At 62.0% G+C, this 22,718-nt stretch carries 19 protein-coding genes; 4 read left to right on the top strand and 15 right to left on the bottom strand.

Annotated elements, in window-relative coordinates; translation table 11 throughout:
* Nucleotides 1–74: 74 nt before the first annotated feature.
* The 8 genes from FQ755_RS32595 to FQ755_RS32630 all read right to left on the bottom strand — a co-directional run bounded on the left by FQ755_RS32595 (nucleotide 75) and on the right by FQ755_RS32630 (nucleotide 9,232).
* The gene (locus FQ755_RS32595) at nucleotides 75–611 is read right to left on the bottom strand and encodes a hypothetical protein (RefSeq protein WP_144161083.1); all 537 of its coding nucleotides are present in this window, start codon (nucleotides 609–611) and stop codon (nucleotides 75–77) included.
* A 57-nt stretch (nucleotides 612–668) separates the two neighbouring features.
* Nucleotides 669–956 carry a hypothetical protein gene (locus tag FQ755_RS32600; RefSeq protein WP_144161086.1) on the bottom strand — a complete coding sequence of 96 codons (288 nt, stop codon included), beginning with the start codon at nucleotides 954–956 and terminating at the stop codon, nucleotides 669–671.
* A 139-nt stretch (nucleotides 957–1,095) separates the two neighbouring features.
* Nucleotides 1,096–1,911: a hypothetical protein gene (locus FQ755_RS32605; protein WP_144161089.1), complete on the bottom strand. Its 816-nt coding sequence runs from the start codon at nucleotides 1,909–1,911 to the stop codon at nucleotides 1,096–1,098.
* 256 nt (nucleotides 1,912–2,167) lie between these two features.
* Complete coding sequence (locus FQ755_RS32610) at nucleotides 2,168–3,607, bottom strand: TolC family protein (protein WP_260858984.1); 1,440 nt, start codon at nucleotides 3,605–3,607, stop codon at nucleotides 2,168–2,170.
* Nucleotides 3,597–5,018 carry an HlyD family type I secretion periplasmic adaptor subunit gene (locus FQ755_RS32615; RefSeq protein ID WP_144161092.1) on the bottom strand — a complete coding sequence of 474 codons (1,422 nt, stop codon included), beginning with the start codon at nucleotides 5,016–5,018 and terminating at the stop codon, nucleotides 3,597–3,599. The genes FQ755_RS32610 and FQ755_RS32615 overlap by 11 nt, the downstream gene beginning before the upstream one ends.
* 2 nt (nucleotides 5,019–5,020) lie before the next feature.
* The gene (locus FQ755_RS32620) at nucleotides 5,021–7,153 is read right to left on the bottom strand and encodes a type I secretion system permease/ATPase (protein ID WP_144161095.1); all 2,133 of its coding nucleotides are present in this window, start codon (nucleotides 7,151–7,153) and stop codon (nucleotides 5,021–5,023) included.
* Between the two features lie 554 nt (nucleotides 7,154–7,707).
* Entirely contained in the window at nucleotides 7,708–8,142 is a 435-nt protein-coding gene (locus FQ755_RS32625; RefSeq protein WP_144161098.1) for a universal stress protein, read from the bottom strand.
* 187 nt (nucleotides 8,143–8,329) lie between these two features.
* Entirely contained in the window at nucleotides 8,330–9,232 is a 903-nt protein-coding gene (locus tag FQ755_RS32630) for a LysR family transcriptional regulator (RefSeq protein ID WP_144161101.1), read from the bottom strand.
* Nucleotides 9,233–9,387: 155 nt separating this feature from the next.
* Here FQ755_RS32630 and FQ755_RS32635 point away from each other — a divergent pair, with 155 nt between their 5' ends.
* Nucleotides 9,388–10,206 carry a (S)-2-haloacid dehalogenase gene (locus FQ755_RS32635; protein WP_144161104.1) on the top strand — a complete coding sequence of 273 codons (819 nt, stop codon included), beginning with the start codon at nucleotides 9,388–9,390 and terminating at the stop codon, nucleotides 10,204–10,206.
* Nucleotides 10,207–10,348: 142 nt separating this feature from the next.
* Nucleotides 10,349–11,950 (top strand): malate synthase A, encoded by a 1,602-nt coding sequence (gene aceB / locus FQ755_RS32640; RefSeq protein WP_144161107.1) that lies wholly within the window; start codon nucleotides 10,349–10,351, stop codon nucleotides 11,948–11,950.
* A 152-nt stretch (nucleotides 11,951–12,102) separates the two neighbouring features.
* Here the strand turns inward: aceB and FQ755_RS32645 are convergent, their stop codons facing one another.
* On the bottom strand, nucleotides 12,103–12,510 hold the full coding sequence (locus tag FQ755_RS32645) for a gamma-glutamylcyclotransferase (RefSeq protein ID WP_144161110.1): 408 nt from the start codon (nucleotides 12,508–12,510) through the stop codon (nucleotides 12,103–12,105).
* Nucleotides 12,511–12,688: 178 nt separating this feature from the next.
* Between FQ755_RS32645 and FQ755_RS32650 the strand changes: the two genes are divergently transcribed.
* The gene (locus FQ755_RS32650) at nucleotides 12,689–13,570 is read left to right on the top strand and encodes an AraC family transcriptional regulator (protein WP_144161113.1); all 882 of its coding nucleotides are present in this window, start codon (nucleotides 12,689–12,691) and stop codon (nucleotides 13,568–13,570) included.
* Here the strand turns inward: FQ755_RS32650 and FQ755_RS32655 are convergent.
* The 6 genes from FQ755_RS32655 to xylA form a co-directional block, all read right to left on the bottom strand.
* A complete protein-coding gene (locus FQ755_RS32655; RefSeq protein ID WP_144161116.1) occupies nucleotides 13,567–14,031 on the bottom strand; it encodes a GNAT family N-acetyltransferase in 465 nt (154 codons plus the stop codon). The two genes, FQ755_RS32650 and FQ755_RS32655, sit on opposite strands and share 4 nt — an antisense overlap.
* A 153-nt stretch (nucleotides 14,032–14,184) precedes the next feature.
* On the bottom strand, nucleotides 14,185–15,384 hold the full coding sequence (locus FQ755_RS32660) for a sugar ABC transporter permease (protein WP_144161119.1): 1,200 nt from the start codon (nucleotides 15,382–15,384) through the stop codon (nucleotides 14,185–14,187).
* Nucleotides 15,381–16,940, bottom strand: coding sequence for a D-xylose ABC transporter ATP-binding protein (gene xylG / locus FQ755_RS32665; protein ID WP_144161122.1), 1,560 nt, complete (start codon nucleotides 16,938–16,940; stop codon nucleotides 15,381–15,383). Before xylG ends, FQ755_RS32660 begins: the two co-directional genes overlap by 4 nt.
* Nucleotides 16,941–17,021: 81 nt before the next feature.
* The gene (xylF, locus tag FQ755_RS32670; protein ID WP_144161125.1) at nucleotides 17,022–18,050 is read right to left on the bottom strand and encodes a D-xylose ABC transporter substrate-binding protein; all 1,029 of its coding nucleotides are present in this window, start codon (nucleotides 18,048–18,050) and stop codon (nucleotides 17,022–17,024) included.
* Between the two features lie 146 nt (nucleotides 18,051–18,196).
* A complete protein-coding gene (gene xylB, locus FQ755_RS32675; protein WP_144161128.1) occupies nucleotides 18,197–19,675 on the bottom strand; it encodes a xylulokinase in 1,479 nt (492 codons plus the stop codon).
* A gap of 155 nt (nucleotides 19,676–19,830) precedes the next feature.
* A complete protein-coding gene (gene xylA, locus FQ755_RS32680; protein ID WP_144161131.1) occupies nucleotides 19,831–21,153 on the bottom strand; it encodes a xylose isomerase in 1,323 nt (440 codons plus the stop codon).
* A 327-nt stretch (nucleotides 21,154–21,480) separates the two neighbouring features.
* Between xylA and FQ755_RS32685 the strand changes: the two genes are divergently transcribed.
* Complete coding sequence (locus FQ755_RS32685; RefSeq protein WP_144161134.1) at nucleotides 21,481–22,698, top strand: XylR family transcriptional regulator; 1,218 nt, start codon at nucleotides 21,481–21,483, stop codon at nucleotides 22,696–22,698.
* The last annotated feature ends 20 nt before the right edge of the window (nucleotides 22,699–22,718 follow it).

Raw genomic sequence — 22,718 nt, forward strand, 5'->3', positions numbered from 1 at the left:
GAATTTTATAAAAAATATGTGTCCAGCTGTTTTTATTAACATTCTCAGAGATAAAATTACAAAACCAGTATTTCCTATTTAATCAGATATCCACTGCATATTGCGGTTTGGATATCTCCGCCGAATCTTGAATCATTGGTGACTGATTCGACTGAAACACTATAGTCACCCGGCGGCAAGGCCATATCGTCTAGCGGAAACGACTTACCGGGACGGCACATGACTCTTCCTGACCCGTAATCGCTGTAGATTATCTTTTGCCTTAAAATATGGTCGGCGCTATCGCGCCACGTCACTCGGACATATATTCCCTGATGGGGAGACTTCGGTTTATCACCGGTGTAGATATAGTCTTCTCCGGTAAGATTTTTATATAGCGTCATGAACTTGTCAGAAGCATCTCGATCACCCCGGTTCTGGGGCGGCAGGAGCAACAAGGCAACTTCCGTAGGGTTTCGTCGAGTTAACCAGGATCTAAATTGAGAAACATGAATTTCCAAACGGGCTAATTCATCCTTCTTTGCCAGATTGAGATATGCAATATCTGCCTGCGCATCTGCATAGATGGCATACGGAAATAAAATCATACAAGACAAAATTTCTTTTACCATTTCTCAGATTTCAAATTTAATTAACTTATCGCACGAACCGAGATTTTGCTCATTACATTAGGGAACGCTGATTTGAAGCTCGGCGACCAACAATGTATCGAACGCAGGCGTGATGCTGACAACAGGATCGTTTCCATCGTTACCGCCGCCATGTGCAAGCAAGTCGGCATTCGCCCCTCCACCCGACGTCGAAACGCCAATGCTTATGAGCCCTGTGCCGGCCGCAAATGTAGTGATTTCATTCATAAGGGTCGGCGACTTTGCGATCTCCGCCTCCAAAGCCAGATATGCCTGACCACTTGTTCCACCAAGTGCGTTGACTGCCTGCTGAGAAAACGCGTTCATAACGTTCGTTCATACTCTACATTCCGCAGAATGATGCTCCTGCATCAGGGGTTAATATCGTGAGCGGTATCGAATCAAACCTATATTTACTATTGACTGATACCGCCAGCAAAAAAATGGCGACACAGATCAAGTGATTTCAGCGTGGAAATTTCACTGTTATCATTATCCCACTCCAATTTCCATTGATAACTTTTCCGGCACGCAGCCTATATAATGATTTACCGATATATAAATCCTTTCCAAATCCATTCGGGACGGGTTTGGGAAATAGTCCAGGTTGTGGCGGAGACCCGTCCAGCACTATGACTTTCTCGGCGCGCTGCCGGTCAAAATCGTCGATGTTCTGCCAGCCACCGCCAAAAGTCTCGCAGAAATCTTTGTATATTCCGTCCGACAATAAATCGAACTGCATTCTCCTCATTGCTGAGCGACCGTCTTTCGGCTTGTCGCGATAATAAATGGACACCAGTCCTGAAATATTGCAGTACAGCTGAACATGCTCCCCTTGACTTTTATGCAGTTCGCACTGTTGCCCCGGTGATTCGCCAAGCCTTATCGAAATGGTAAATGCCCGTTCATGATCTTCGATTAAATAGTCAGAAATCCGATGAACCTCCATTGCTCCAAATGCCTTTTGGAGCAACTGGTCTGAATCGTAGAAATTGGGATCGTCAAGTCGGTTGGCATAGACCAGGTAATGAATATTTTCGAAGAATTCGTCAATATTTTGGGGCACTCTCAGGTTCTGCGTATCCTGTTCCATAAAGTGGGACGAACTCTGCCCGTGGCGCGAAAGAAGGGACCCTGACGGAGACTCTCCCACGCAGCCATACTGAAACACCGCCAGCATGATGACCACTAGCAGTTTGACAATACGCAGGCGTTTATACATGTTGCCCATGAGCAATCTCTCAGAATGATGCATCTGAATCTCGCCGTGGACCGCAAACATATTTAAAACCTCCTTGCGATGACCAGATTAATTTATAAATCGATAACGCTTTTCCCTGGAGCGACCTTCTTATTGTCATAATGGACCACCAATGGAAGACGCCGAGTCTGGGTGAACACATACGCAACCATATTGAAACAGGATCAATATGATGGTCATCAAGATCGCAATGTTTTTGTATGCCCTGATACTTTTCATTACTTATCCTCAATCAGCGAATTTTTAAAAAATTCGGTCGAGAAGGAACATCGCTGCCTCAGGGAATATCTTCCCGCCCCAGTGTCCCGAGCTTTGAAGCGAGATCGACCCTCGCGTTATCCCAGTCTGCGAGCGCCTGAATCCTTCGCTGCTTCGCATTCGCCAGCGCCGCCTGCGTGTTCATCAATTCGAGAATGTTCCCAACGCCCACGTCATAGCGATGGCGCGCCGCATCGTATGAGCGCTGCGCAATCGCCACCAGGTTCGCGCTGTTTTCCGCATTTTTCGTTGCGCCCGTCAACGTCTGATAACTCGTCCACACGTCCAGCGCCACTTTCTGCGCGGCTTCGTCGATCGCGTCGGCCTGCCGTTCGGCCTGCGCTTTTGCCTGATCGATCTGGTAATGCCGCCCAAACCCTTCGAAGAGCGGAATGTTCACCTGCACGCCGATATACGCCTCGTGACCCGTGGCCGGAAACGTCGGCAGTCCGAGCCCTAGGCTTTGTGGCTGGTTGTTCCGGTCATACTTCCCCACCAGGCTGATGGTGGGCAAGCCCTGCGCGCGCGTCTGCGCGACCTTCGCGAGCGCCGCCTCGTACTGCGCGCGCGCCGCCCGTACAGAAGGGTGCGTGTCCTCAACATCGCGAATCATTTGCGCCACCGGTTCGCTGAACGTCTTTCCCGTCACCGCGCCTTCCGTGACCGGTGGCACCTCAAGTGGCACCGAGGGATCGAGGTTCATGTCGGCCGCAAGCATGCCGAGTGCTGTCTGCGCGTCGCTCTGTGCTTTCGTCAAGCTGAATACCGCCTGCTCGTGCTGCGTCTGCGCTTGCAGCGCGTCAGTGATCGGCGCCACGCCCCTGTCCGTGCGTGCCTGAGCAGCGGTCATGCTCCGGTGCGTCATGGCCTCCACGTCGTTTGCCGCCTGCAGCTCGCTCATTGCTGCCTGCGTTGCATAGTAATCCTTAGCTACTGTCGCAAAAGAATCCTGCAGGGTCGCGTCCTGCGTCGCGCGCGCTGCCTCGAGCAACGCCTTGGCGTTCCTGAGTGTCGCCTCGCGCCCACCGAAGTCGTACAGCGTCCAGTTCGCGCTCACGCCTGCCGAGCGCACGGTGGCGTTGCTATCCGAGCTCAGTTGCGGGTGGTTCTCGATGTCCGTCACCGAGCTTTCCCGCTCGCCCTGCCAGTTCGCGGAGATTTGCGGCAGATACGCCGCCCTCGCCACCCCAACGCCCGCCGCCTGCGCCTTCACTGCGGCCCAAGCCTCGCGCGTCTTCGGGTTGCTGCACAGCGTGCGTTCCACTGCCTCCTGCAGCCCCAACGGCCGGCCCGGCGTCTTGTCGAAAGCACAGACAGGCACGATCGAGGCGGCCGCCGTGGCGGAGATACCCTGTTCCGCGCGCAGCACGTCGAAGGCATGAACGCGTGTGCTCCATGCCGTCAGGGCCGCCAGCACGAGGTGCGGTATCAGGATGCGCGCTTTCTGCCTACCGTTCACGCATGCTCTCCCTTGAAGTCTGCAGCAGCGGATCCAGGAAGTACCCGATCACGCTTCTTTTACCCGTGCGGATGTCCGCCGTCACCGCCATGCCGGGTGTGAGCGTGATCCAGCGGTTATCGACGTGGATGCGGTTCGTCTCCAGGCGAATGCGCACCGGAAACGTCAAACCCAGTTTTTTGTCCTGCACGGCGTCGTTCGAGACTTCGGTGACGATCCCGTTCAGGAGCCCATAACGCGTGTACGGAAATGCCTCGATCTTCACTGCGGCGCGCTGGCCCACCTGCACAAAGCCGATGTCCCTGTTCTGGAGCCGCGCCTCGACTTCAAGTGCATCGTCCGGCACGATTTCCATGAGCGACTGGGCCGTGGTCACCACGCCACCCAGCGTATGCACGGCAATCTGCTGCACGGTACCTGCAACCGGTGCAGCGAGACTTAACAGCGCCTGACGCGTCTGTGCCTTCGATTCGTCGTCGCTGCTCTGCGTGAGCTGCTGCGTGGCCTTTTCCAGTTCATCGAGCTGGTCGCGGCGGAACTTCGACGCCGTCGCTTCGACCTGCGCACGCTGTTCCGCGATCGCCGCGGCGAGCTCGTTCGCGTGGCTGCGCTGAGCGGCCAGTTCATTCTCCTTGTCGAGCGCCTGCTGCTCCTTGTCCAGGTAGTCGTTGCGGGCAACATACTTATCCGTAACCAGCGCCCGATAGGCATCAGCCTGCTGCCGTGCGAGCGGCGCGGTGGCTACAAGCTTGGCGATTTCCACGCGGGTACTGGCCAGCTCTGCCTGCCGCTTGAGCAGTTCGGCCTGTTCGCCCTCATACTGGTCGCGGTATTCGGACCAGGCACCTTCGGCCTGGCGCTGCGCGTCCTGCACGCGTACGTCGGGCGCATCGGCCACCTTTGCCACCGCCGGTGGCCGGTTATCCCGCTGGGCTGCGAGCAGCGCGTTGTCTCGCGCTGCAGTGAGGGCTGCATCGAGTTTCGAGGAGCGCGCCTTGTCGGCATCGGCCGCGGCCTGTGTCGTATCCAGCTTCATGAGCAGTTGGCCGGCCGCAACCCGCTCGCCGTCCTTCACCCCGATCTCGCGCACCACGCCCGTGATCGCGGGCTGGATCGTCTTCACGCGCGCGTCCGGAATGAACTGGCCGCTTGCCGTCACCACGATATCGAGCCGCCCGAGGATGCCAATAAGCAGCGCGATGACGGTGAGCGCCACCAGCACCCGCATGGTCCAGCGCGGCGCCGGATGCACAGGCGTCTCGACGAGTTCCAGTTCGGCGGGCAGGAAGGCGAGCTGGTCCGCATCACGCGCAGGGCGCTCAAGCTGGGCACGAATCCGCCAGACTTCACGCCACACTGCGGCGTAACGTTTCACGAGGTCGGTGAACGCCTGAAGTTTCATGGAACTCATCTTCAGCCGTCCTGCAGTGAAACGAGGCGCGCGTAATAGCCGCCGTGGGCCAGCAGCGCCTCGTGATTGCCCTGCTCGACGATCTTCCCGTGGTCCATGGCGATGATCCGGTCCGCGTGGCGCACGGCGGATAGCCGGTGCGCGATGATGATGACAGTGCGGCCCGCGCAGATCGCCCTCATGTTTTCGCGGATGACGCGTTCGGTCTCGAAGTCCAATGCGCTCGTCGCCTCGTCGAAGATGAGGATGCGGGGATTCGTGAGCAGTGCCCGGGCGATCGCCAGACGCTGGCGCTGGCCACCGGAGAGGTTGCCGCCGTGCTCGCCCACCAGCGTGTCATAACCCTCGGGCAACCCGCAGATGAATTCATGGGCGCCGGCGAGCTTCGCCGCCTGGATCACCGCTTCGAGCGGCACACCGGGATCGGTGAGTGCAATGTTCTCGCGCACGGAGCGGTTGAAAAGCAGGTTCTCCTGCAGCACTACGCCCACCTGCCGGCGCAACCAGGCCGGGTCGGCCAGCGCCAAGTCTTGGCCGTCGACGCGCACCGCCCCCTGCTCAGGTACATAAAGCCGCTGCAGCAGCTTCGTCAGCGTGCTCTTGCCGGAGCCCGAACGCCCGACGATGCCGATAACATGACCCGCGCGGATATCGAACGACACGCCGTCGATCACGGGTGGACCGTCGGGGCGATAGCGGAAGCGGATGTTCTCAAACTGGATGTCACCACGGATCGGCGGAAGGGCCTGCCGCGCATGAGGAATCTCGGAACGCGCATTCAGGATGTCGCCCAGACGCTGCATCGAGATGCCGATCTGCTGGAAGTCCTGCCACAACTGCGCGAGCCGCAGCACCGGCGCGCTCACGCGTTGCGACATCATGTTGAAGGCAACTAGCCCCCCGACACTCAACCGCCCATCAATGACGAGCCGTGCACCGATGAAGAGCGTACCGAGCGTCACCAGCTTGCCGACGAGCTGAATCAGCTGCTGGCCGACGTTGCCCAGTTGGTTCACGCGAAAACCGGCGCTCACATAAGCGGCAAGCTGCGTTTCCCAGCGGCGGATGAACTGGGGCTCAACGGCCATCGCCTTGATCGTCTCGACGCCCGAGACCGATTCGACGAGGAACGACTGATTGTCCGCACCACGCGCGAACTTCTCGTTCAACCTCGCTCGAAAGGCGGGCACGAGCAGGGCCGAGACCACGCCATATACCGGCAGCGACGCAACAACGAGCAGGGTGAGCCACACGCTGTAGATGCACATCACACCGATAAAAACGAAGGAAAATGCAATATCGATGACAGCGGTGAGCGCCTGGCCTGTGAGGAAGTTACGGATGTTCTCAAGTTCGCGCACGCGGGCAACCGTGTCGCCTACGCGGCGCGCGCCGAAGTATCCCAGCGGCAAGGCGACAAGATGGCGGAACAGCCGCGCGCCGAGTTCGACGTCAATGCGATTGGTCGTATGTGCGAAAACGTAGTTGCGCAAGCCCGTGAGCAGCACTTCGAACAGAGACGCCACAAGCAGCGTGATGCACACGACGTTCAGCGTGCTGTAGGTGCGGTTCACGAGCACCTTGTCCATCACAACCTGGAACATCAACGGCGAGACGAGCCCGAATAGCTGCAGAACGAGTGACACGCCCAGCACTTCCAGCAGCAGCTTGCGGTAACGGACGATCGCTGGAATGAACCAGGAAAAGTCGAAGCGCGCAAGTTCGCCAGCCAAAGAAGCGCGTGAGGCGAACAGCAGCATTTGGCCGGTGCTGCGTGCGGTGATTTCATCGAGCGGTTTGATGACAGGCGTGGCCAAACCCGACTCCAGAATGAGCGCAGTCTTGCCGTCGGTCTTTGCAAGAATGAAGTGCCTGCCTTCGTAGTCGAGCACGAGGGCAGGCAGCGGCGTACTCCCCAGCTTCTCCGCACGCAGGGAAACGATACGCGCCTTGAGACCGAGGCTGCGGGCCGAGAGAACGAGGTCGTTGCTGCTGAACCGCCCGATACCGGTCGCGGCCGCATGCCTGAGCTGCGCCGCATCGGCGGCGACGTTGTGAAACCGCGCGATCCTGACGAGGGCGGACAGTCCCGGATCGTCCGCAATACTTAGTTCGTTATCCTGATTTTTTATCATTTTCTTGTCACTAACAAGAACATGGACTGCGGCCCCAATTCAGAGATACTCCCCTTTTTGCACAGGGAGGCCGGGGAACTGAGTGAGCTTCGCACTTCAACTGCCGGAATCGAAACCCAGCGCCGCAACCGACCAACTGAAGTCTAATCGATCCCTATTTTGAGAAGGACCCAATTGGGAGGCATATCATCAGGTAACGAAGGATATTCACTCAAAGTTGCGATAAGTCAACATTCAGGCGCCCCGAAAGAATTTTGTAATATTGACAACGCCATAGAAAAGCTATCACCCATTGCAATCACCAATTCCTCAAACAGGGGCAACTGCCGTGGCTTGGTAACGAAAACTTGCTTCGCTGCCATTAGAAATGGATATATGCGCGCGCAGCGCAGTGGATTTTCTGAGCATGAAACCTACGACTCACAAGGTCCCTCGACGAACCTGGGTGGACCGTGGAATCTGGGAGAGAAGCAGCTGGCGCAGCTAGCCGTGTCACGCAGCGGGCAACGCGCCGGCCTCGCCGCAGGCGCGTTTTCTTTTAGGCGACCGCTACCTCACCGATACACAATCACCGGAATCTTCGTATGCGTGAGCACCCGCTGCGTCTCACTGCCGATCAGCAGGCTGCCGAGCCCGCGGCGCCCGTGCGAGGCCATGAAGATCACATCGCAGGCGCCCTTCTCCGCCGTTTCGATGATGCCGAGATACGGCGACGGATGCACGCTGGTGCGGCTCGTGACGATCACGCCGACATGGCGCCCGGCGCGCTCCACCTCCTGCAGATGCACGCGCGCCTCGCGCTCGCTGCGCTCCAGAAAATCACCGGGCGGCTCGACCACCACTTCGGAAAACGGCGAATAGGGATATTGCGGCAAGCACGCGTATGCCGTGACACGCGCACCCACGGCCTGAGCGAGATCGATTGCGCCTTCTATCGCTTTGCGGGACAAATCTGAACCATCGGTCGGAACCAGGATGTGCCTGAACATGGGGCCTCCGTCGTCGTCGGCTGCGGCCGGACCCGAGCGGGGCGCACGACGCTTGTCGCGCCGCGCGTCTGGTGGGTCCCTCAATTGATTGTAGTGCGCCTGAATGGCGGCGACGGCCGCGTGCGGGTCTGTCCGTATATCGGAAACCCGCGCGGGGCGCCGGCCCGGCCGGCCTGCCCTACGCGCCTCAGCCCCAGTAACCCGGATGACCGTATGTATGCTTGAGGAAGTCCAGAAACAGCCGCACTCGCAGCGGCAAATGACGGCGCTGCGGGAACACCGCATGAATCCCGATGGGCGGCGCGGCGAACTCGTCGAGCACGCTGACGAGCCGGCCGGCGGCGATATCCGTGCCCACTTCCCACCACGAGCGCCACGCCAGGCCGTAGCCTTCCAGACACCACTCGTGCAGGACCGCGCCGTCCGAGCACTCCATCGTGCCGGAGACCTTGATCGACATGACCTTGTCGCCCTGCTGGAACATCCAGCCGCGCTGCTGGTTGGCGCTGGCGCCGAGCGCGAGGCAGTTGTGATGGGCCAGATCGGCGAGGCTTTGCGGCGCGCCGCGACGCGCCAGATACGCAGGCGACGCCACGCAGACACGGCGGTTTTCGCCCAGCCGCAGCGACACCAGCGACGAATCCGGCAATTCCCCCAGCCGCACCGCGCAGTCGAAGCCTTCGTTGACGAGATCCACCAGCCGGTCGGACAAATCGAGCGTGATCGAGACGTCCGGATGCGCGACGCTGAAGGCCGGCACCAAAGGCGCGACGTGACGCCTGCCGAAGCCCGCCGGCGCCGACAGGCGCAGGTGGCCGCTCGCCTTGACGCCGCCTGCCGAGACACTCGACTCGGCGTTCTGCATATCATGGAGGACGCGCTGGCAATCTTCGAGGAACGCCGAGCCTTCGAAGGTCAAGGTGAGCTTGCGGGTGGTGCGCACCAGCAGCTTGACGCCCAGCCGCTCTTCCAGCGCGTCGATGCGGCGGCCGATGATGGCGGGCGCCACGCCCTCGGCCTGGGCGGCCGCCGATAGGCTACCCTTGGCGGCGACGGCGACGAAGGTTTCGATCTGCTTGAAACGGTCCATGGAAACGGCGGCGCATCGATGCCGCATGCACCAAAGTAGGCAATGCGCGTCAGATTAGGTGGATGAAAGTAAAAGATCAAGTGATGTTTAGCCTCTTTTTGCCTACCGAACTTCACTAATACAATCGGTTTGACCTCGAACAGGAGCGCACGGCAATGTCGGCCACAACGGCACTCTCCCCTAAAGCGGTAATTTTCGACGCCTACGGCACGTTGTTCGACGTGCATTCGGTCGTCGCCGCGGCGGAGCAAATGTTCCCCGCCCAAGGCGACGCGCTCTCCCTGCTGTGGCGGCAGAAGCAGATCGAATACACGCAGTTGCGCACGCTCGCCGATCCGGCCGGCGCGCACTATCAACCGTTCTGGGACATCACGCGCGACGCGCTGCGTTTCGCGGCCCGCAAGCTCGGGCTCGCGCTCACTCGCGCCGCGGAAAAACGTCTGATGGATGAATACGCGTGCCTGTCCGCGTTTCCGGATGCCGTGCCGGCATTACGGCGTCTGCACGAACCGCGCGGCCCGCACGCGCAAGCGGCGCAACCGGCCGCCGTCAGCGCAGCTACGGCAATTGCGGACACTGGCGCAGACGGGCAAATCCCGCCCCTTGGCCTCGCCATCCTCTCCAACGGCAATCCGCAGATGCTCGAGATTGCCGTGAAAAGTGCCGGCATGACGGGCCTGTTCGATCACGTGCTGTCGGTCGATGCCGTGCGCGCCTACAAGCCGTCCCCCGCCGCCTACGCGCTCGGCCCCAATGCATTCGGCGCGCAGCCGCGCGAGATCGTCTTCGTGTCGTCTAACGGCTGGGACGCCACCGGCGCCAACTGGTTCGGCTACACCACTTTCTGGCTCAACCGGCAAGGCGTCCCGGCTGAGGAACTGGGCGTGACGCCGCATGGCACCGGCAGGAGCATGAACGACCTGCTCGTTTTTTTGCAAACCCTCGCAGCACCCGCAAGGAGTTCGAACCGCTAGCGCCACAGCCCTGGTGCACGACGGCAACCGGACACCCTTTATAAAAATGCAATGCAGTCCGAATCAATACGTCGTAATCGACCATATATCAAGTACACCTAACTATTTGCATTTTTGCAACCTGACCGACCAAGGAGAAAACATGGCGAACCCGCTTTCATCGTCGCAGTTACCGCAGGGCGTGGACATCACGGCCAGGATCGAGCCCGGCTACGAAACCATCCTGACCCGCGAGGCGCTCGAATTCGTCGCCGCGTTGCATCGCGCGTTCGAGCCGCGCCGCCAGGCGCTGCTGAAAGCGCGTGTCGAGCGCACGAAGCGTCTCGACGCCGGCGAGCGTCCCGACTTCCTCGTCGAGACCAGAAGCATCCGTGCCGGCGACTGGAAAATCGCGCCGCTGCCGCAGGACCTGCAGTGCCGCCGCGTCGAAATCACCGGCCCGGTCGAGCGCAAAATGATCATCAACGCGCTGAATTCCGGCGCGGATTCGTATATGACGGACTTCGAAGATTCGAACGCGCCGAGCTGGAACAACCAGATCACCGGCCACATCAATCTGAAGGATGCCGTGCGCCGCACCATCTCGCTCGAACAGAACGGCAAGTCGTACCGGCTGAACGACAAGGTCGCCACACTGATCGTGCGCCCGCGCGGCTGGCACCTCGACGAAAAGCATGTGACGGTGGACTGCCAGCGTGTCTCCGGCGGCATCTTCGATTTCGCGCTCTACCTGTTCCACAACGCGCAGGAACTGCTCGCGCGCGGCTCGGGCCCCTACTTCTATCTGCCGAAGATGGAGAGCCATCTGGAAGCGCGTCTGTGGAACGACATTTTTGTCGCCGCGCAGGAAGCGCTCGGCATACCGCGCGGCACGATCCGCGCCACGGTGCTGATCGAAACGATCCTCGCCGCATTCGAAATGGACGAAATTCTCTACGAGCTGCGCGAACATAGCTCGGGCCTGAATGCCGGCCGCTGGGACTATATCTTCTCGGCCATCAAGAAGTTCAAAACGGACAAGGATTTCTGCCTCGCCGACCGCTCGCAGATCACCATGACCTCGCCCTTCATGCGCGCTTACGCGCTACTGTTGCTGAAGACCTGCCATCATCGCAACGCGCCGGCCATCGGCGGCATGAGCGCGCTGATTCCGATCAAGAACGATCCGGCCGCGAATGACAAAGCCATGGGCGGCGTGCGCTCGGACAAGGCACGCGATGCGGGCGACGGTTACGACGGCGGCTGGGTCGCGCATCCGGGTCTCGTGCCCATCGCGATGGAAGAGTTCGTCAAGGTACTGGGCCGCGAGCCGAACCAGATCGGCAAGCAACGCGCTGACGTCGAAGTGAGCGCGCATGACCTGATGGATTTTCGCCCGGAAGCGCCGATCACCGAAGCCGGTCTGCGCAACAATATCAACGTCGGGATTCACTACCTGGGTTCGTGGCTGGCGGGTAACGGCTGCGTGCCGATTCACAACCTGATGGAAGACGCCGCCACCGCGGAAATTTCGCGCTCGCAGGTATGGCAATGGATCCGCTCGCCGAAGGGCGCGCTCGACGACGGCCGCAAGGTCACCGCGGAACTGGTGCGCGAATTGTCGAAGCAGGAACTGGCGAAGGTCAAAGAGGCGGTAAGCGGCGATACCCGGCCGTATGATCGTGCGGCAGAAATCTTCGAGGAGATGTCTACTTCGGAGCAGTTCACGGACTTTCTGACGCTGCCGCTTTATGAGGAGATCTGAGGCGCGGCGTCAGGTGACTTCACACCCGGCGTTGGCAGCGGCTTCACCAGGCTGACCGACCGGACAGCCCGGCAGGCTCAGGCTTGCCGGGCTGTCTTTTATGGCCGCGCGCGGCATCTGGCTTACGTGTCCGCCTGGGTCTATCCGGCACGCTATCGCGCATGCAGGCGGCGGTAGGCGACCCAGTCGCCCGAACGGATCTCGGGCAGTCCCCTCACCGCGCTTTTCGTCACCGGATAGAAGCGGCAAACCATGGCGCGGCCGTCCACCTCGACCGTCACCTCGCGGGCCACGAACAGCCCCTCGACGCCAGGATAGACCTCCTCGATCTCATCGAGCACGGCAACGAGTGCCGGATCGATTTCATAGACGTCACCGTGGACCAGCGGCCCCGCCTCGTCGGGCACGAGGCCCGGATAGCGGCCGAAATCGAACAGACGGCCGCGCATGGTGGCCTGGCCCAGCAGGGTCGGCGGCGCGATCTGGTGGCGCGCGGCGGCTTCGCTGATATCGTTGATCTCGCCGGCCCGCAGGGTGCCGTAGATGAAAACCTTCTGCATCGGATAGGGTCCTCTCCGTCTCATGAATATGGCTGGCACGGACGCATTATGCCCGGCGTCATCGTGGCAAACGATGTGCAAAAAAACCGCCGCGCACGACGGGTTCCGGTGGTGCGCAACTCAACGTCCTACAATGGGAACCCCCGCCCCGTTCAAGGTTCCGCCAGGTGTTCACATCATGAACCGGTCCGCCCCTGCCGTACCCCTCGCGCCCGTCGGGCACGAAGCGCCTGATGCGCCCATCGCGCCTTTCACGCAGGTCGAATTCTCAGACCTGCCGCCGGAGTTCGCGCCCACCGGCACGCATCCGATCCGCGTGCGCTCCCGCCCCATGCCGCCCGGCGTGCGGATTGCCCGGCACACGCACGCATGGGCGCAGGTGGCCTACGCCTCGCGCGGCGTGCTGCGCGTCGGCACGCTCGGCACCACGTGGATGGTGCCGCCTTCGCGCGCCATCTGGGTGCCGCCGCACGTGACGCACGAGGTGGTGATCGTCGAGGAAGCGTTTCTGCGCACGCTGTATATCGACGAAAACGCCGTACCGCAGGGGCTCGATGCGCCCCGGGTGGTCGAAGTGTCGAACCTGTTGCGCGAGGTGATCGCCGCCCTCGACACGGCTGGTCTCTCCGCTGCCCGCGAACAGCTGCTCGGGTCGCTCGCACTCGATGAACTGACCCGTTCGGAGCCGCTGCCCCTGTCGGTGCCGATGCCCAACGAGAAGCGCCTGCGGGCGCTGTGCGAAGCCGTGATCGCGGACCCCGCCAATACGGATTCGCTCGAACAGTGGGCCGCGAGTGTCGGCGCCAGCACGCGGACCATCGCCCGTCTGTTTCGCCAGGAACTGGGTGTGAGTTTTTCGCAATGGCGTCAGCAGGCGCTGCTGGCACGCGCCATTCCGTTGCTGAGCCAGGGACGGCCACTGGCGCACGTCGCACTGGAGTTGGGCTATCAAAGCCAGAGCGCGTTTTCGGCCATGTTCCGGCGGGCCTTCGGCAAGAGCCCGCGCGCCTTTATCGAACGCGGGCCGGAACGTCGTGAAGGTGAAGACCTCGCGGCTTAAACGCGCCGCGCCAGATGCCGGATCGCACCGAGCTGCGCGAGGCGCGGCCCGGCGAGCTTGTAACCCATGCGCAGATACAGCCGCGCCGCCGGATTATCGACAAACACGCGCAATTGCAGTTCGCGCAAACCACGCTCACGCGCCCATCGATGCGATGTGTCGAGCAGATAGGTGCCGGCGCCGCGCCGCCGATAACCATCGGCAATCTGCACGTCGCGAATGTGCAGCGAATCGCCCTCTTCCGTAAGACGCAGCACGCCCGCCGCGTTGCCGTCGATTTCGAGGATGTAATTCTCCGACTCGCGCCAGCTGCCGAGAAACAGATCGCTGCGCCAGACCAGATGGTGCCGGCGATAGTAGCCCTCCATGTTGCCGCGCGTCAGCGCTTCGGCGAACGCGAAGTCGTCCATGCTGGCTTTGCGCAACTGGAACGGCGACGGGGCATCGGTGGGAACGAACATGACGCGGCGGGGAAATGGGTGGCCGGCTCAACGTTAAATCAGGCCGCGCAGGCTTGCAATGACTGTTTGTCCCAACGGCACCCCGAGCTAACGTTAGCCTTACAGGCGGCCTTGCAAATTCGACCGTATGCAAGGCCGGCCACCCACACAATCTCAGCGCCGGTTCGACCCCGACACCACGTCGATCCATACCGCCAGCACCAGGATGCTGCCTTTGACGATCATCTGCCAGTACGCGTCCACGTCGAGCATCGACATGCCGTTGTCGAGACTGGCCATCACCAGCGCGCCGATCAATGCGCCGTAGACCGTGCCCGAACCGCCGCGCATCGACGTGCCGCCGATAAAGCACGCCGCGATCGCATCAAGCTCGCCCAACGATCCGGACGATGGCGAACCGGCCGCCAGCCGCGCCGTGTTGACAATGCCGCCGAACGCGCACATCAGGCCCATCAGCGCGAAAATCGCCAGCTTGACGCGGTTCGTGTTGACGCCCGAGAGGCGCGTCGCTTCGAGGTTCGAACCGACCGCGTAAATGCGCCGGCCGAACACGGTCTGCGTGGCGATCCACGTGAAGATGCCGAGCAAGGCGAGCAGCAACAGCACCGGCACCGGAATGCCGCCGTAACGGTCGAGCGTCGCCACGAAGCCGAACAGAATCACGCCCGCGCCGACGATTTTCGCCACGTCCTGCCAGACCGGCACCACGTTGAGTTGATAGCGTTGCCGGTTACGCCGCTGCCGCACGGTCAGCAGCGCCAGCAACACGAACAGCACCACGGCGAGCGTATCGCCGGCGTAGCGCGGCAAATATCCCTGGCCGAGAAAGACAAAACTGTCGGACACCGGTGCGATGGTCGAACCGCCCGTCACGCCGAGCAGAATGCCGCGATACGCCAGCATGCCGCCGAGCCCGACGATAAACGACGGCACGCGCCGGTAGGTCGACCACCAGCCGTTGAACACGCCTACCAGCACGCCGAGCACCATCACGACCGGCACGGTGACGCCGATCGGCCAGTGACGGTTGACGTCGAGTATCGCCGCCACGCCGCCGAGCAAGCCCAGCAGCGAGCCGACCGACAGATCGATTTCGCCCGCGATGATGACGAACACCATGCCGCACGCCAGCATGCCGGTGACCGACATCTGCCGCAGCAGGTTCGACAGATTGCGCGGCGTAATGAAGGCGCCGTCGGTGAGAAACGAAAAGAATGTCCAGATGACCGCGACCGCGATCAGCAGCGCGAGAATCTTGTAGCGCGCGAACAGTTGCTGCAGGCGTTGCGTGCCGCCGAACGAGCCGCGCGGCGCGGCATCTTTCGGATTGGGGGAAGTGACGTCGGGAGTCATGCTGCGCTCGCTCCGGTTAGGTTCGTGGCTCGTTGGGCCGGGCGGATGGCGGCCGTCAGGATGTCTTCCTGAGTGAGGCCCTCGTTGATGAAGTCGCCGCGCAATTCGCCCTCGCCGATCACCAGCACGCGATCGCTGATGCCGAGCACCTCGGGCATTTCCGACGACACCATCACGATCGACATGCCGCGCTGCGCGAGCTGCACGATCAGTTTGTAGATTTCGTATTTGGCGCCGACATCGACCCCACGCGTGGGTTCGTCGAGGATCAGCACCTTCGGGTCGGTCAGCAGCATGCGCGTCAGCACCGCCTTTTGCTGATTGCCGCCGGACAGACTCGCGATCGATAGCATCGGATGCGCCGCGCGCACCGAGAGCCGTTTCATCTCGGTGTTGATGGTGTCGAGTTCGGCCGCGGAGTCGATGCGCGCGCCTTTGGCAAAGCGTTGCAACACCGACAGCGTGATGTTGTGGCCGACACTCAGATGCGGCACGATGCCGTGACGCTTGCGATCCTCCGGCACCATGCCGATGCCGGCGCGAATCGCATCGGCCGGGGCGCGAATCTTCAACGGCCGGCCTTCGAGCAGCACCGTCGCCTCGCACACGCCCGCATACGCGCCGAAGATCGCCTGCATCAACTCCGTGCGCCCTGCGCCCACGAGTCCCGCGACGCCGAGAATTTCACCGCGTCTCAAGCTGAATGAGACATCGTCGACCCGCTTGCGGCGCGGGTTGGTGACGTCGAAACAGGTCACGTGACGCGCTTCGAAGATCACCTCGCCCAGCGGACGCGGCTCGCGCGGAAACAGATTGGTGATCTCGCGGCCCACCATCAGGGAGATGATGCGGTCGGTGGTCAGCGCGTGCATCGGTTCGGTGGCGACATGCCGTCCATCGCGGATCACGGTAATCGTGTCGCAAACCGCTTCGACCTCGTCGAGCTTGTGCGAGATGTACACGCACGCCACCCCGCGCCGCTTCAGATCGCGCACGATGTTGAGCAGAATCTGCGTCTCCGAACTGGTGAGCGAGGACGACGGCTCGTCGAGAATCAGCAGCTTCGCGCGCTTGTTGAGCGCCTTGGCAATCTCGATCAGTTGCTGATGGCCGCCGCCATAGTTCATCACCGGCTGCGCGACGTTGATACCCTCGATGCCGAGTTCGCGCAGCAGTTCGTCGGCGCGCTGGAACATCGCGGCGTAGTTCATGCGACCGCCGGGCTGGGTGATTTCGTTGCCGAGAAAAATGTTTTCGGCCACCGACAACTCCGGCACCAGCATCAACTCCTGGTGGATGATGACGATACCGGCACGCTCCGTGTCGCGCACGTTGGCCGCCCTCAGCGGCGCGCCTTCCCAAAGGATCTCGCCGTCCCACGTGCCGTATGGATAGACGCCGGACAGCACTTTCATCAGCGTCGATTTGCCGGCGCCGTTCTCGCCGCACAAGCCGACGCACTCGCCGGGCGACACCGAGAGGTCGATGCCGTCGAGCGCCTTCACACCGGAAAACGCCTTGACGATGTCATGCATCGCCAGTAAAGGTTGCGTCATTCGCTTTTGCCTCGCTGCAAGGAACGCGGCGGCGCGGCTGCCCACACCACGCAACAGCCTGCCACCGCGCAAAACTTCCGCTTATTGGCTGGCGAGCTGAGCCTGGGTGTAAAAACCGTCTTTCACGACGACGTCCACGTTGCTTTTGGTCAGCAGCGTCGGTTGCAGCAGGACGGTGTCGACCTTCTTCTTGCCGTTGTCGTACTGCGCGTTAAAGCCCGGCTTCTCGCCCTTCGCCAGTTGCACGGCGAGCTTGGCCGCTTCGCCCGCGATCAGCTTGAGCGGCTTGTAGACCGTCATGGTCTGTGTACCGGCCACCACGCGCTTGACGGCAGCGAGGTCGGCGTCCTGACCCGAGATGGGTACCTTGCCGGCCATATGCTGCGCCGCCAGCGCCTGAATTGCGCCGCCCGCGGTGCCGTCGTTCGAGGCCACCACCGCATCGATCCTGTTGTTGTTCGCCGTCAACGCGTCTTCCATGATGCGCAGGGCCGTGGAAGCGCTCCACTCCGGCACCCATTGCTGGCCGACCACCTTGATGTCGCCCTTGTCGATGGCCGGCTGCAGCACCTTGAGCTGGCCCGCGCGCAGCATCTTCGCGTTGTTGTCGGTCGGCGCGCCGCCGAGCAGGAAGTAGTTGCCCTTCGGCTGCACGTTATAGACGCCTTGCGCCTGCAGTTCGCCGACCTTTTCGTTGTCGAACGAGATGTAGGCGTCGACATCGGCATCCAGAATCAGGCGGTCATACGAGACGACCTTGATGCCCGCCTTGTGCGCTTCGGCCACCACGTTGCCGAGCGTCTTCGAATTGAACGGCACGATCACGATGACGTCGACCCCGCGCGAGATCAGGTTTTCGATCTGCGAAATCTGCCGCTCTTCGCTGGCATCGGCCGATTGCACGGACACCTTGGCACCGAGTTTTTCCGCGGCGGCGACAAAATAGTCGCGATCGCGCGACCAGCGCTCGACGCGCAGATCGTCGATACAGAAACCGATTTCCGGATGATCCTTGCTCGCGTGCGCAAGCGGCGCGGCGAGCGACAGGCTGGCGAGCACCGCTCCACACACGAGCGAACTCAGGACGGAACGACGCGTTGCGAATTTCATGTCTCACTCCTCTTCTGTTATAGCCGGCAATGCCGGATGAGCGGCCGGCGCGGCGACGCGCGCGGTCGACTGATTGACAACCCTGGACTACCCCTGTTGCAGCGCGGCCAGAACAGCCGCGCGATGCGATTACTCTGACGACGACACTAGGCGTGCCCGGCAAACACCGGTTCGAGCGCGCGATACAGCGCCTGAAACGTGGGACGCCGTTCATTGCCGTACCACGCGTGGCGCGCCATATCGGGCTCACGCACAGCGAGGATCTCCGGCGTGGGACAGATTGCGTCGAGCGGCGCATTCGGTTCCAGCGCCAGATGCGCAAGCCGTGCCGCGCCCAGCGCCGGGCCGACTTCGCCGCCGGCGCGCAAGGTCAGTGGACGCCCGGCGATGTCCGCCAGCATCTGGGTCCAGTAGGCGCTGCGCGAGCCGCCGCCGATCACGGAAATCTCATCGGGCACGAGGCCGGCCGCGTGCAGTGCATCCATGCCGTCGAGCAGGCAGAAGCCCACGCCTTCGAGCGTGGCGTTGGCCATGTCGGCGCGATCGGTTTGCGGCGTCAGGCCGTAAAACACGCCCTTCGCGTTGACGTTGTTGTGCGGCGTGCGCTCGCCCGACAGATACGGCAGGAACCACGGCCGGCGATCGCGCGCTTCGGCTTGCGCATCGGCGAGCAGCGCGGCGACATCCGCGTAACCCGTTAGTTGTGCTGTGAAATCGAGGCAACCGGCGGCATTGAGCATCACCGACATCAGATGCCAGGTGTCCGGCAGCGCATGACAAAAGCTGTGCACGGCCGAGGCGGGATTGGCAAGAAAACCGTCCGAGACGGCGAAATAAACACCCGAGGTGCCAAGCGAGAGCATCGCCTGCTTCGGCTTGACGATGCCCACGCCCACCGCGCCCGCCGCGTTGTCACCGCCGCCCGCCACCACCGGAATTTCGCCGAGGCCCCACTCGCGCGCGAGTTCGGCTTTGAGTGTGCCCGTGACGCGATTGCCTTCGAACACGCGCGGCATCTGCTCGCGCGACAAACCGCACGCCTCCAGCAAGGTCGCGCTGTAATCGCGCTGCGCCACGTCGAGCCAGAGCGTGCCGGCGGCGTCCGATGGGTCGGTGGCGAAATCGCCCGTCAGCAGATAACGCAAATAATCCTTCGGCAGCAGCACATGCGCGATGCGTGCGAAGATTTCCGGCTCATGCTTGCGCACCCATAACAGCTTGGGCGCGGTGAAGCCCGGCATGGCCATGTTGCCCGCGATCTCGCGCAACTGCGGCACCGCCGCTTCCAGTTCGCGGCACTCCACATCCGAGCGGCCGTCGTTCCACAGGATCGCCGGTCGCAAGACTTCGCCCCGCGCGTCGAGCAGGGTCGCGCCGTGCATCTGGCCGGTCAGGCCGAGTGCTTCGATCTGCGTCGCGCCAATGCCGGCCGCGCGGGCTTCGCCCAGCAGATCGGCGATGGCTGCTTTGGTGGCGCGCCACCAGTCTTGCGGCGCCTGTTCCGACCAGCGCGGTTGCGGCCGGCTAACCGTGAGCGCATGCGTGGCCGTGAAACGCACGCGGCCGTCGCGGTCGAGTAGCACCGCTTTGACGCCCGACGTGCCGAGGTCGATACCGATGAACATGTCTCCATCCTCGTTCTGCGCTTGTGCGCGCTTCGCTCGCCCGTCTGCAATCGCCGGGAATTGTCTGCGATTGCGAAACTGGCCAGTCGTACTCACTTCCTTCCACGCCTGCCCGGCGCTGACCGGCACCGGCCAGGCGTTCCGCCCGGCATGGCTTAGCGCAGACCGTAGATGGCCTGGTTCACCACGCTTTCGAGCCGTTCCTGCTGGCCGCTCGCGTGCTGCGGATTCAGGCCGCGGCCCAGCGCGTCGCCGGCCAGCGTCGAAAGCGAAAATCCGCCCGCGAGAATCTTGCGGCCGAATTCCGTCTCCCAGCCGGCGTAACGCTGACGCTTGAACTGTTCGAGCCGGTCGTTTTCGATCAGCACCGCAGCGCGTTCGACAGCCAGCGCGAGGTTATCGATTGCGCCGATATGGCCGTAGAACAGGTCTTCCGCGTCGACGCTCTGACGGCGCACCTTCGAGTCGAAGTTCATGCCGCCGGTCGTGAAGCCGCCGTGCCTGATGATTTCGTAGAGCGCGAGCGTCAGTTCCTCGACGCTATTCGGGAACTGGTCGGTGTCCCAGCCGTTTTGCGGATCGCCGCGATTGGCGTCGACACTGCCGAAGATACCAAGCGCAAACGCCGTGGCAATCTCGTGATGGAACGAGTGTCCCGCGAGCGTCGCATGATTGGCTTCGATGTTGACGCGGATCTCGTTCTGCAAGCCGTATTGCGTAAGAAAACCGTGCACGGCGGCGACGTCGTAATCGTATTGATGCTTGGTCGGCTCCTGCGGCTTCGGCTCGATCAGCAGCGCGCCCTTGAAACCGATCTTGTGCTTGTGCTCGACCACCATGTTGAGAAAGCGCGCGAACTGTTCGCGCTCACGGCCAAGGTCGGTATTGAGCAGCGTGTCGTAGCCTTCGCGGCCGCCCCACAGCACGTAGTTCTCGCCGCCCAGACGATGAGTCGCATCGAGGGCATGCTGAACCTGCGTCGCGGCGAAGGCGAACACTTCAGGATCGGGACTCGTTGCGGCGCCGCCTGCATAACGCGGATGCGAAAACAGGTTCGCCGTGCCCCACAGCAGCTTGACGCCGCTGTCCTGCTGCTTGCGCGCCAGATAGTCGCTGATGCGGGCGAAGTTCTCGCTGTACGACTTCAGGCTGTCGCCTTCGGGCGCGACGTCGGTGTCGTGGAACGTATAGTAAGGTGTCCCGAGCTTTGAGAAAAACGCGAATGCCTCGTCGGCCTTCTGATGTGCGCGTTCCATCGCGTCGCCCGGCTGCTGCCACGGACGGTGGAACGTGCCCTGCCCGAAGATGTCGACGCCCGGCCACACGAAGGTATGCCAGTAGCATACGGCGATGCGCAGATGCTCTTCGAGCGTCTTGCCCAGCACGCGCTTGCTGCGGTCGTAATGATGAAAGGCCAGTGGGTTGTCCGATTGCGGACCTTCGTAGCCGATCTTGGGGATGTGTTCGAAGTAGGCCATACGTGTCTCCGTTTTATGTTGCAATGCAACCCGGGCGGCGTGGCGCCGGGTACGACAAGGTGACGCCATGCTGCCAGCGCGCGCCCTGTGCCCGCAATTGCGAAATTGCACAGCCTGGCTAATGTTTCTCACCGCTTGGGGCTTGTGAAGCGAGCACGCGGCGCAATCCCGGCCTAAAATAACCGGACGCTTAAAAAACCGGTGCGACGACAGCACCCTTCGCAACTACGTTGCACGGAACCGGAGGAAGCGCTAAAGCGCTCACTCCGGTCGACAATGGAGACAGTGGCCCGCCGGCTTGAAGAAGCTCGCGTGCCATCCACCGTCATGACCCGACCCCAGACACCGCAGACGCCGCATCGGATCGCCCTGCTGTTCAACGCGAACAAGGTGTACGACCGCGAGATCATCGCCGGCATCGGCAATTACCTGCTTTCCACCCGTGTTGCATGGGACCTGTTTCTCGAAGAAGATTTTCGCTGCCGCCTGACGGGCATCGAACGTTTCGACGGCGACGGCATCATCGCGGACTTCGACGATCCGGCCGTCAGCGAAGCCTTGCGCGGCTGCAAGCTGCCGGTGGTGGCGGTGGGTTCGTCATACGAGGACGAAGCGCACTACCCGGCCGATCTGCCGTATATCGCCACCGATAACGCCAAGCTGGTGTCGCTCGCGTACACGCATCTGATCGGTGCGGGTTTACCGCACTTCGCGCTGTATAGCCTGCCGCAGGCGCCCGAGAACCGCTGGGCCCAGCAACGCGAGCAGGCCTTCGCCGCTTTGCGCGCCGCCGAAGGCCGCAGCGCCGAGGAGATCGACGCCGAAATTTATCGTGGCCTGTCGACCAGCGCGCCCGCATGGAACCAGGCCACCGAGCAACTCACCGGCTGGCTCGAAAAGCTGCCCAAACCGGTCGGCATCATCGCCGTCACCGATGCGCGGGCGCGGCATCTGCTGCAAGCCTGTCTGATCGCCGGCATTGCGGTGCCCGAGCAGGTCTCGATCATCGGCATCGACAACGATCCGTTGACGCGCACCCTTACGCGCATCCCGATCTCCTCGGTTATTCAGGGTACCGAAGAAATGGGCCGCACCGCTGCCCACCTGCTGCATCAGATGCTGCACGGGGCGCGTTTTCCGGGGCGGCGCATTCGCGTGCCGCCGGTCGGCATCAACGTGCTCGAATCGACGCGCCACCAGCCGCTTGCCAGCCCCTATGTGATGCGTGCCCGCCACTTCATTCGCCAGTACGCCTGCCAGGGCATCCGCACCGAACAGGTGGCGGATTACGTCGGCGTGTCGCGCTCATCGCTGGAGGAATATTTTCGGCGCGAGTTGCAATGTACGGTGCATCAGGAGATCCTGCGTCACAAGCTCGATGCCGCGAAGGCGCTGCTCATCAAACGCGACGCGTCGAGCGCGGAAGTCGCCATCCGCTGCGGCTTCACGTCCTTGCAGTACATGTATGCAGTGTTTCGCCGCGAGCTCGGCTGCACGCCGCGCGAATTTCAGGAACGCACCCGGCCCACGACCGCGTCCGGCTAGCCGGATACCGGCACGACTCA

Origin of the sequence: Paraburkholderia sp. BCC1885, assembly GCF_900996235.1 — a bacterium.
In the GTDB taxonomy this organism is placed as follows: domain Bacteria; phylum Pseudomonadota; class Gammaproteobacteria; order Burkholderiales; family Burkholderiaceae; genus Paraburkholderia.

Excerpts from the sequence above, each read along its gene's own strand:
- FQ755_RS32595 (WP_144161083.1), bottom strand. The coding sequence starts at position 611 with ATGGTAAAAGAAATTTTGTCTTGTATGATTTTATTTCCGTATGCCATC.
- FQ755_RS32600 (WP_144161086.1), bottom strand. The coding sequence starts at position 956 with ATGAACGCGTTTTCTCAGCAGGCAGTCAACGCACTTGGTGGAACAAGT.
- FQ755_RS32605 (WP_144161089.1), bottom strand. The coding sequence starts at position 1,911 with ATGTTTGCGGTCCACGGCGAGATTCAGATGCATCATTCTGAGAGATTG.
- FQ755_RS32615 (WP_144161092.1), bottom strand. The coding sequence starts at position 5,018 with ATGAGTTCCATGAAACTTCAGGCGTTCACCGACCTCGTGAAACGTTAC.
- FQ755_RS32620 (WP_144161095.1), bottom strand. The coding sequence starts at position 7,153 with ATGATAAAAAATCAGGATAACGAACTAAGTATTGCGGACGATCCGGGA.
- FQ755_RS32625 (WP_144161098.1), bottom strand. The coding sequence starts at position 8,142 with ATGTTCAGGCACATCCTGGTTCCGACCGATGGTTCAGATTTGTCCCGC.
- FQ755_RS32630 (WP_144161101.1), bottom strand. The coding sequence starts at position 9,232 with ATGGACCGTTTCAAGCAGATCGAAACCTTCGTCGCCGTCGCCGCCAAG.
- FQ755_RS32635 (WP_144161104.1), top strand. The coding sequence starts at position 9,388 with ATGTCGGCCACAACGGCACTCTCCCCTAAAGCGGTAATTTTCGACGCC.
- aceB (WP_144161107.1), top strand. The coding sequence starts at position 10,349 with ATGGCGAACCCGCTTTCATCGTCGCAGTTACCGCAGGGCGTGGACATC.
- FQ755_RS32645 (WP_144161110.1), bottom strand. The coding sequence starts at position 12,510 with ATGCAGAAGGTTTTCATCTACGGCACCCTGCGGGCCGGCGAGATCAAC.
- FQ755_RS32650 (WP_144161113.1), top strand. The coding sequence starts at position 12,689 with ATGAACCGGTCCGCCCCTGCCGTACCCCTCGCGCCCGTCGGGCACGAA.
- FQ755_RS32655 (WP_144161116.1), bottom strand. The coding sequence starts at position 14,031 with ATGTTCGTTCCCACCGATGCCCCGTCGCCGTTCCAGTTGCGCAAAGCC.
- FQ755_RS32660 (WP_144161119.1), bottom strand. The coding sequence starts at position 15,384 with ATGACTCCCGACGTCACTTCCCCCAATCCGAAAGATGCCGCGCCGCGC.
- xylG (WP_144161122.1), bottom strand. The coding sequence starts at position 16,940 with ATGACGCAACCTTTACTGGCGATGCATGACATCGTCAAGGCGTTTTCC.
- xylF (WP_144161125.1), bottom strand. The coding sequence starts at position 18,050 with ATGAAATTCGCAACGCGTCGTTCCGTCCTGAGTTCGCTCGTGTGTGGA.
- xylB (WP_144161128.1), bottom strand. The coding sequence starts at position 19,675 with ATGTTCATCGGTATCGACCTCGGCACGTCGGGCGTCAAAGCGGTGCTA.
- xylA (WP_144161131.1), bottom strand. The coding sequence starts at position 21,153 with ATGGCCTACTTCGAACACATCCCCAAGATCGGCTACGAAGGTCCGCAA.
- FQ755_RS32685 (WP_144161134.1), top strand. The coding sequence starts at position 21,481 with ATGACCCGACCCCAGACACCGCAGACGCCGCATCGGATCGCCCTGCTG.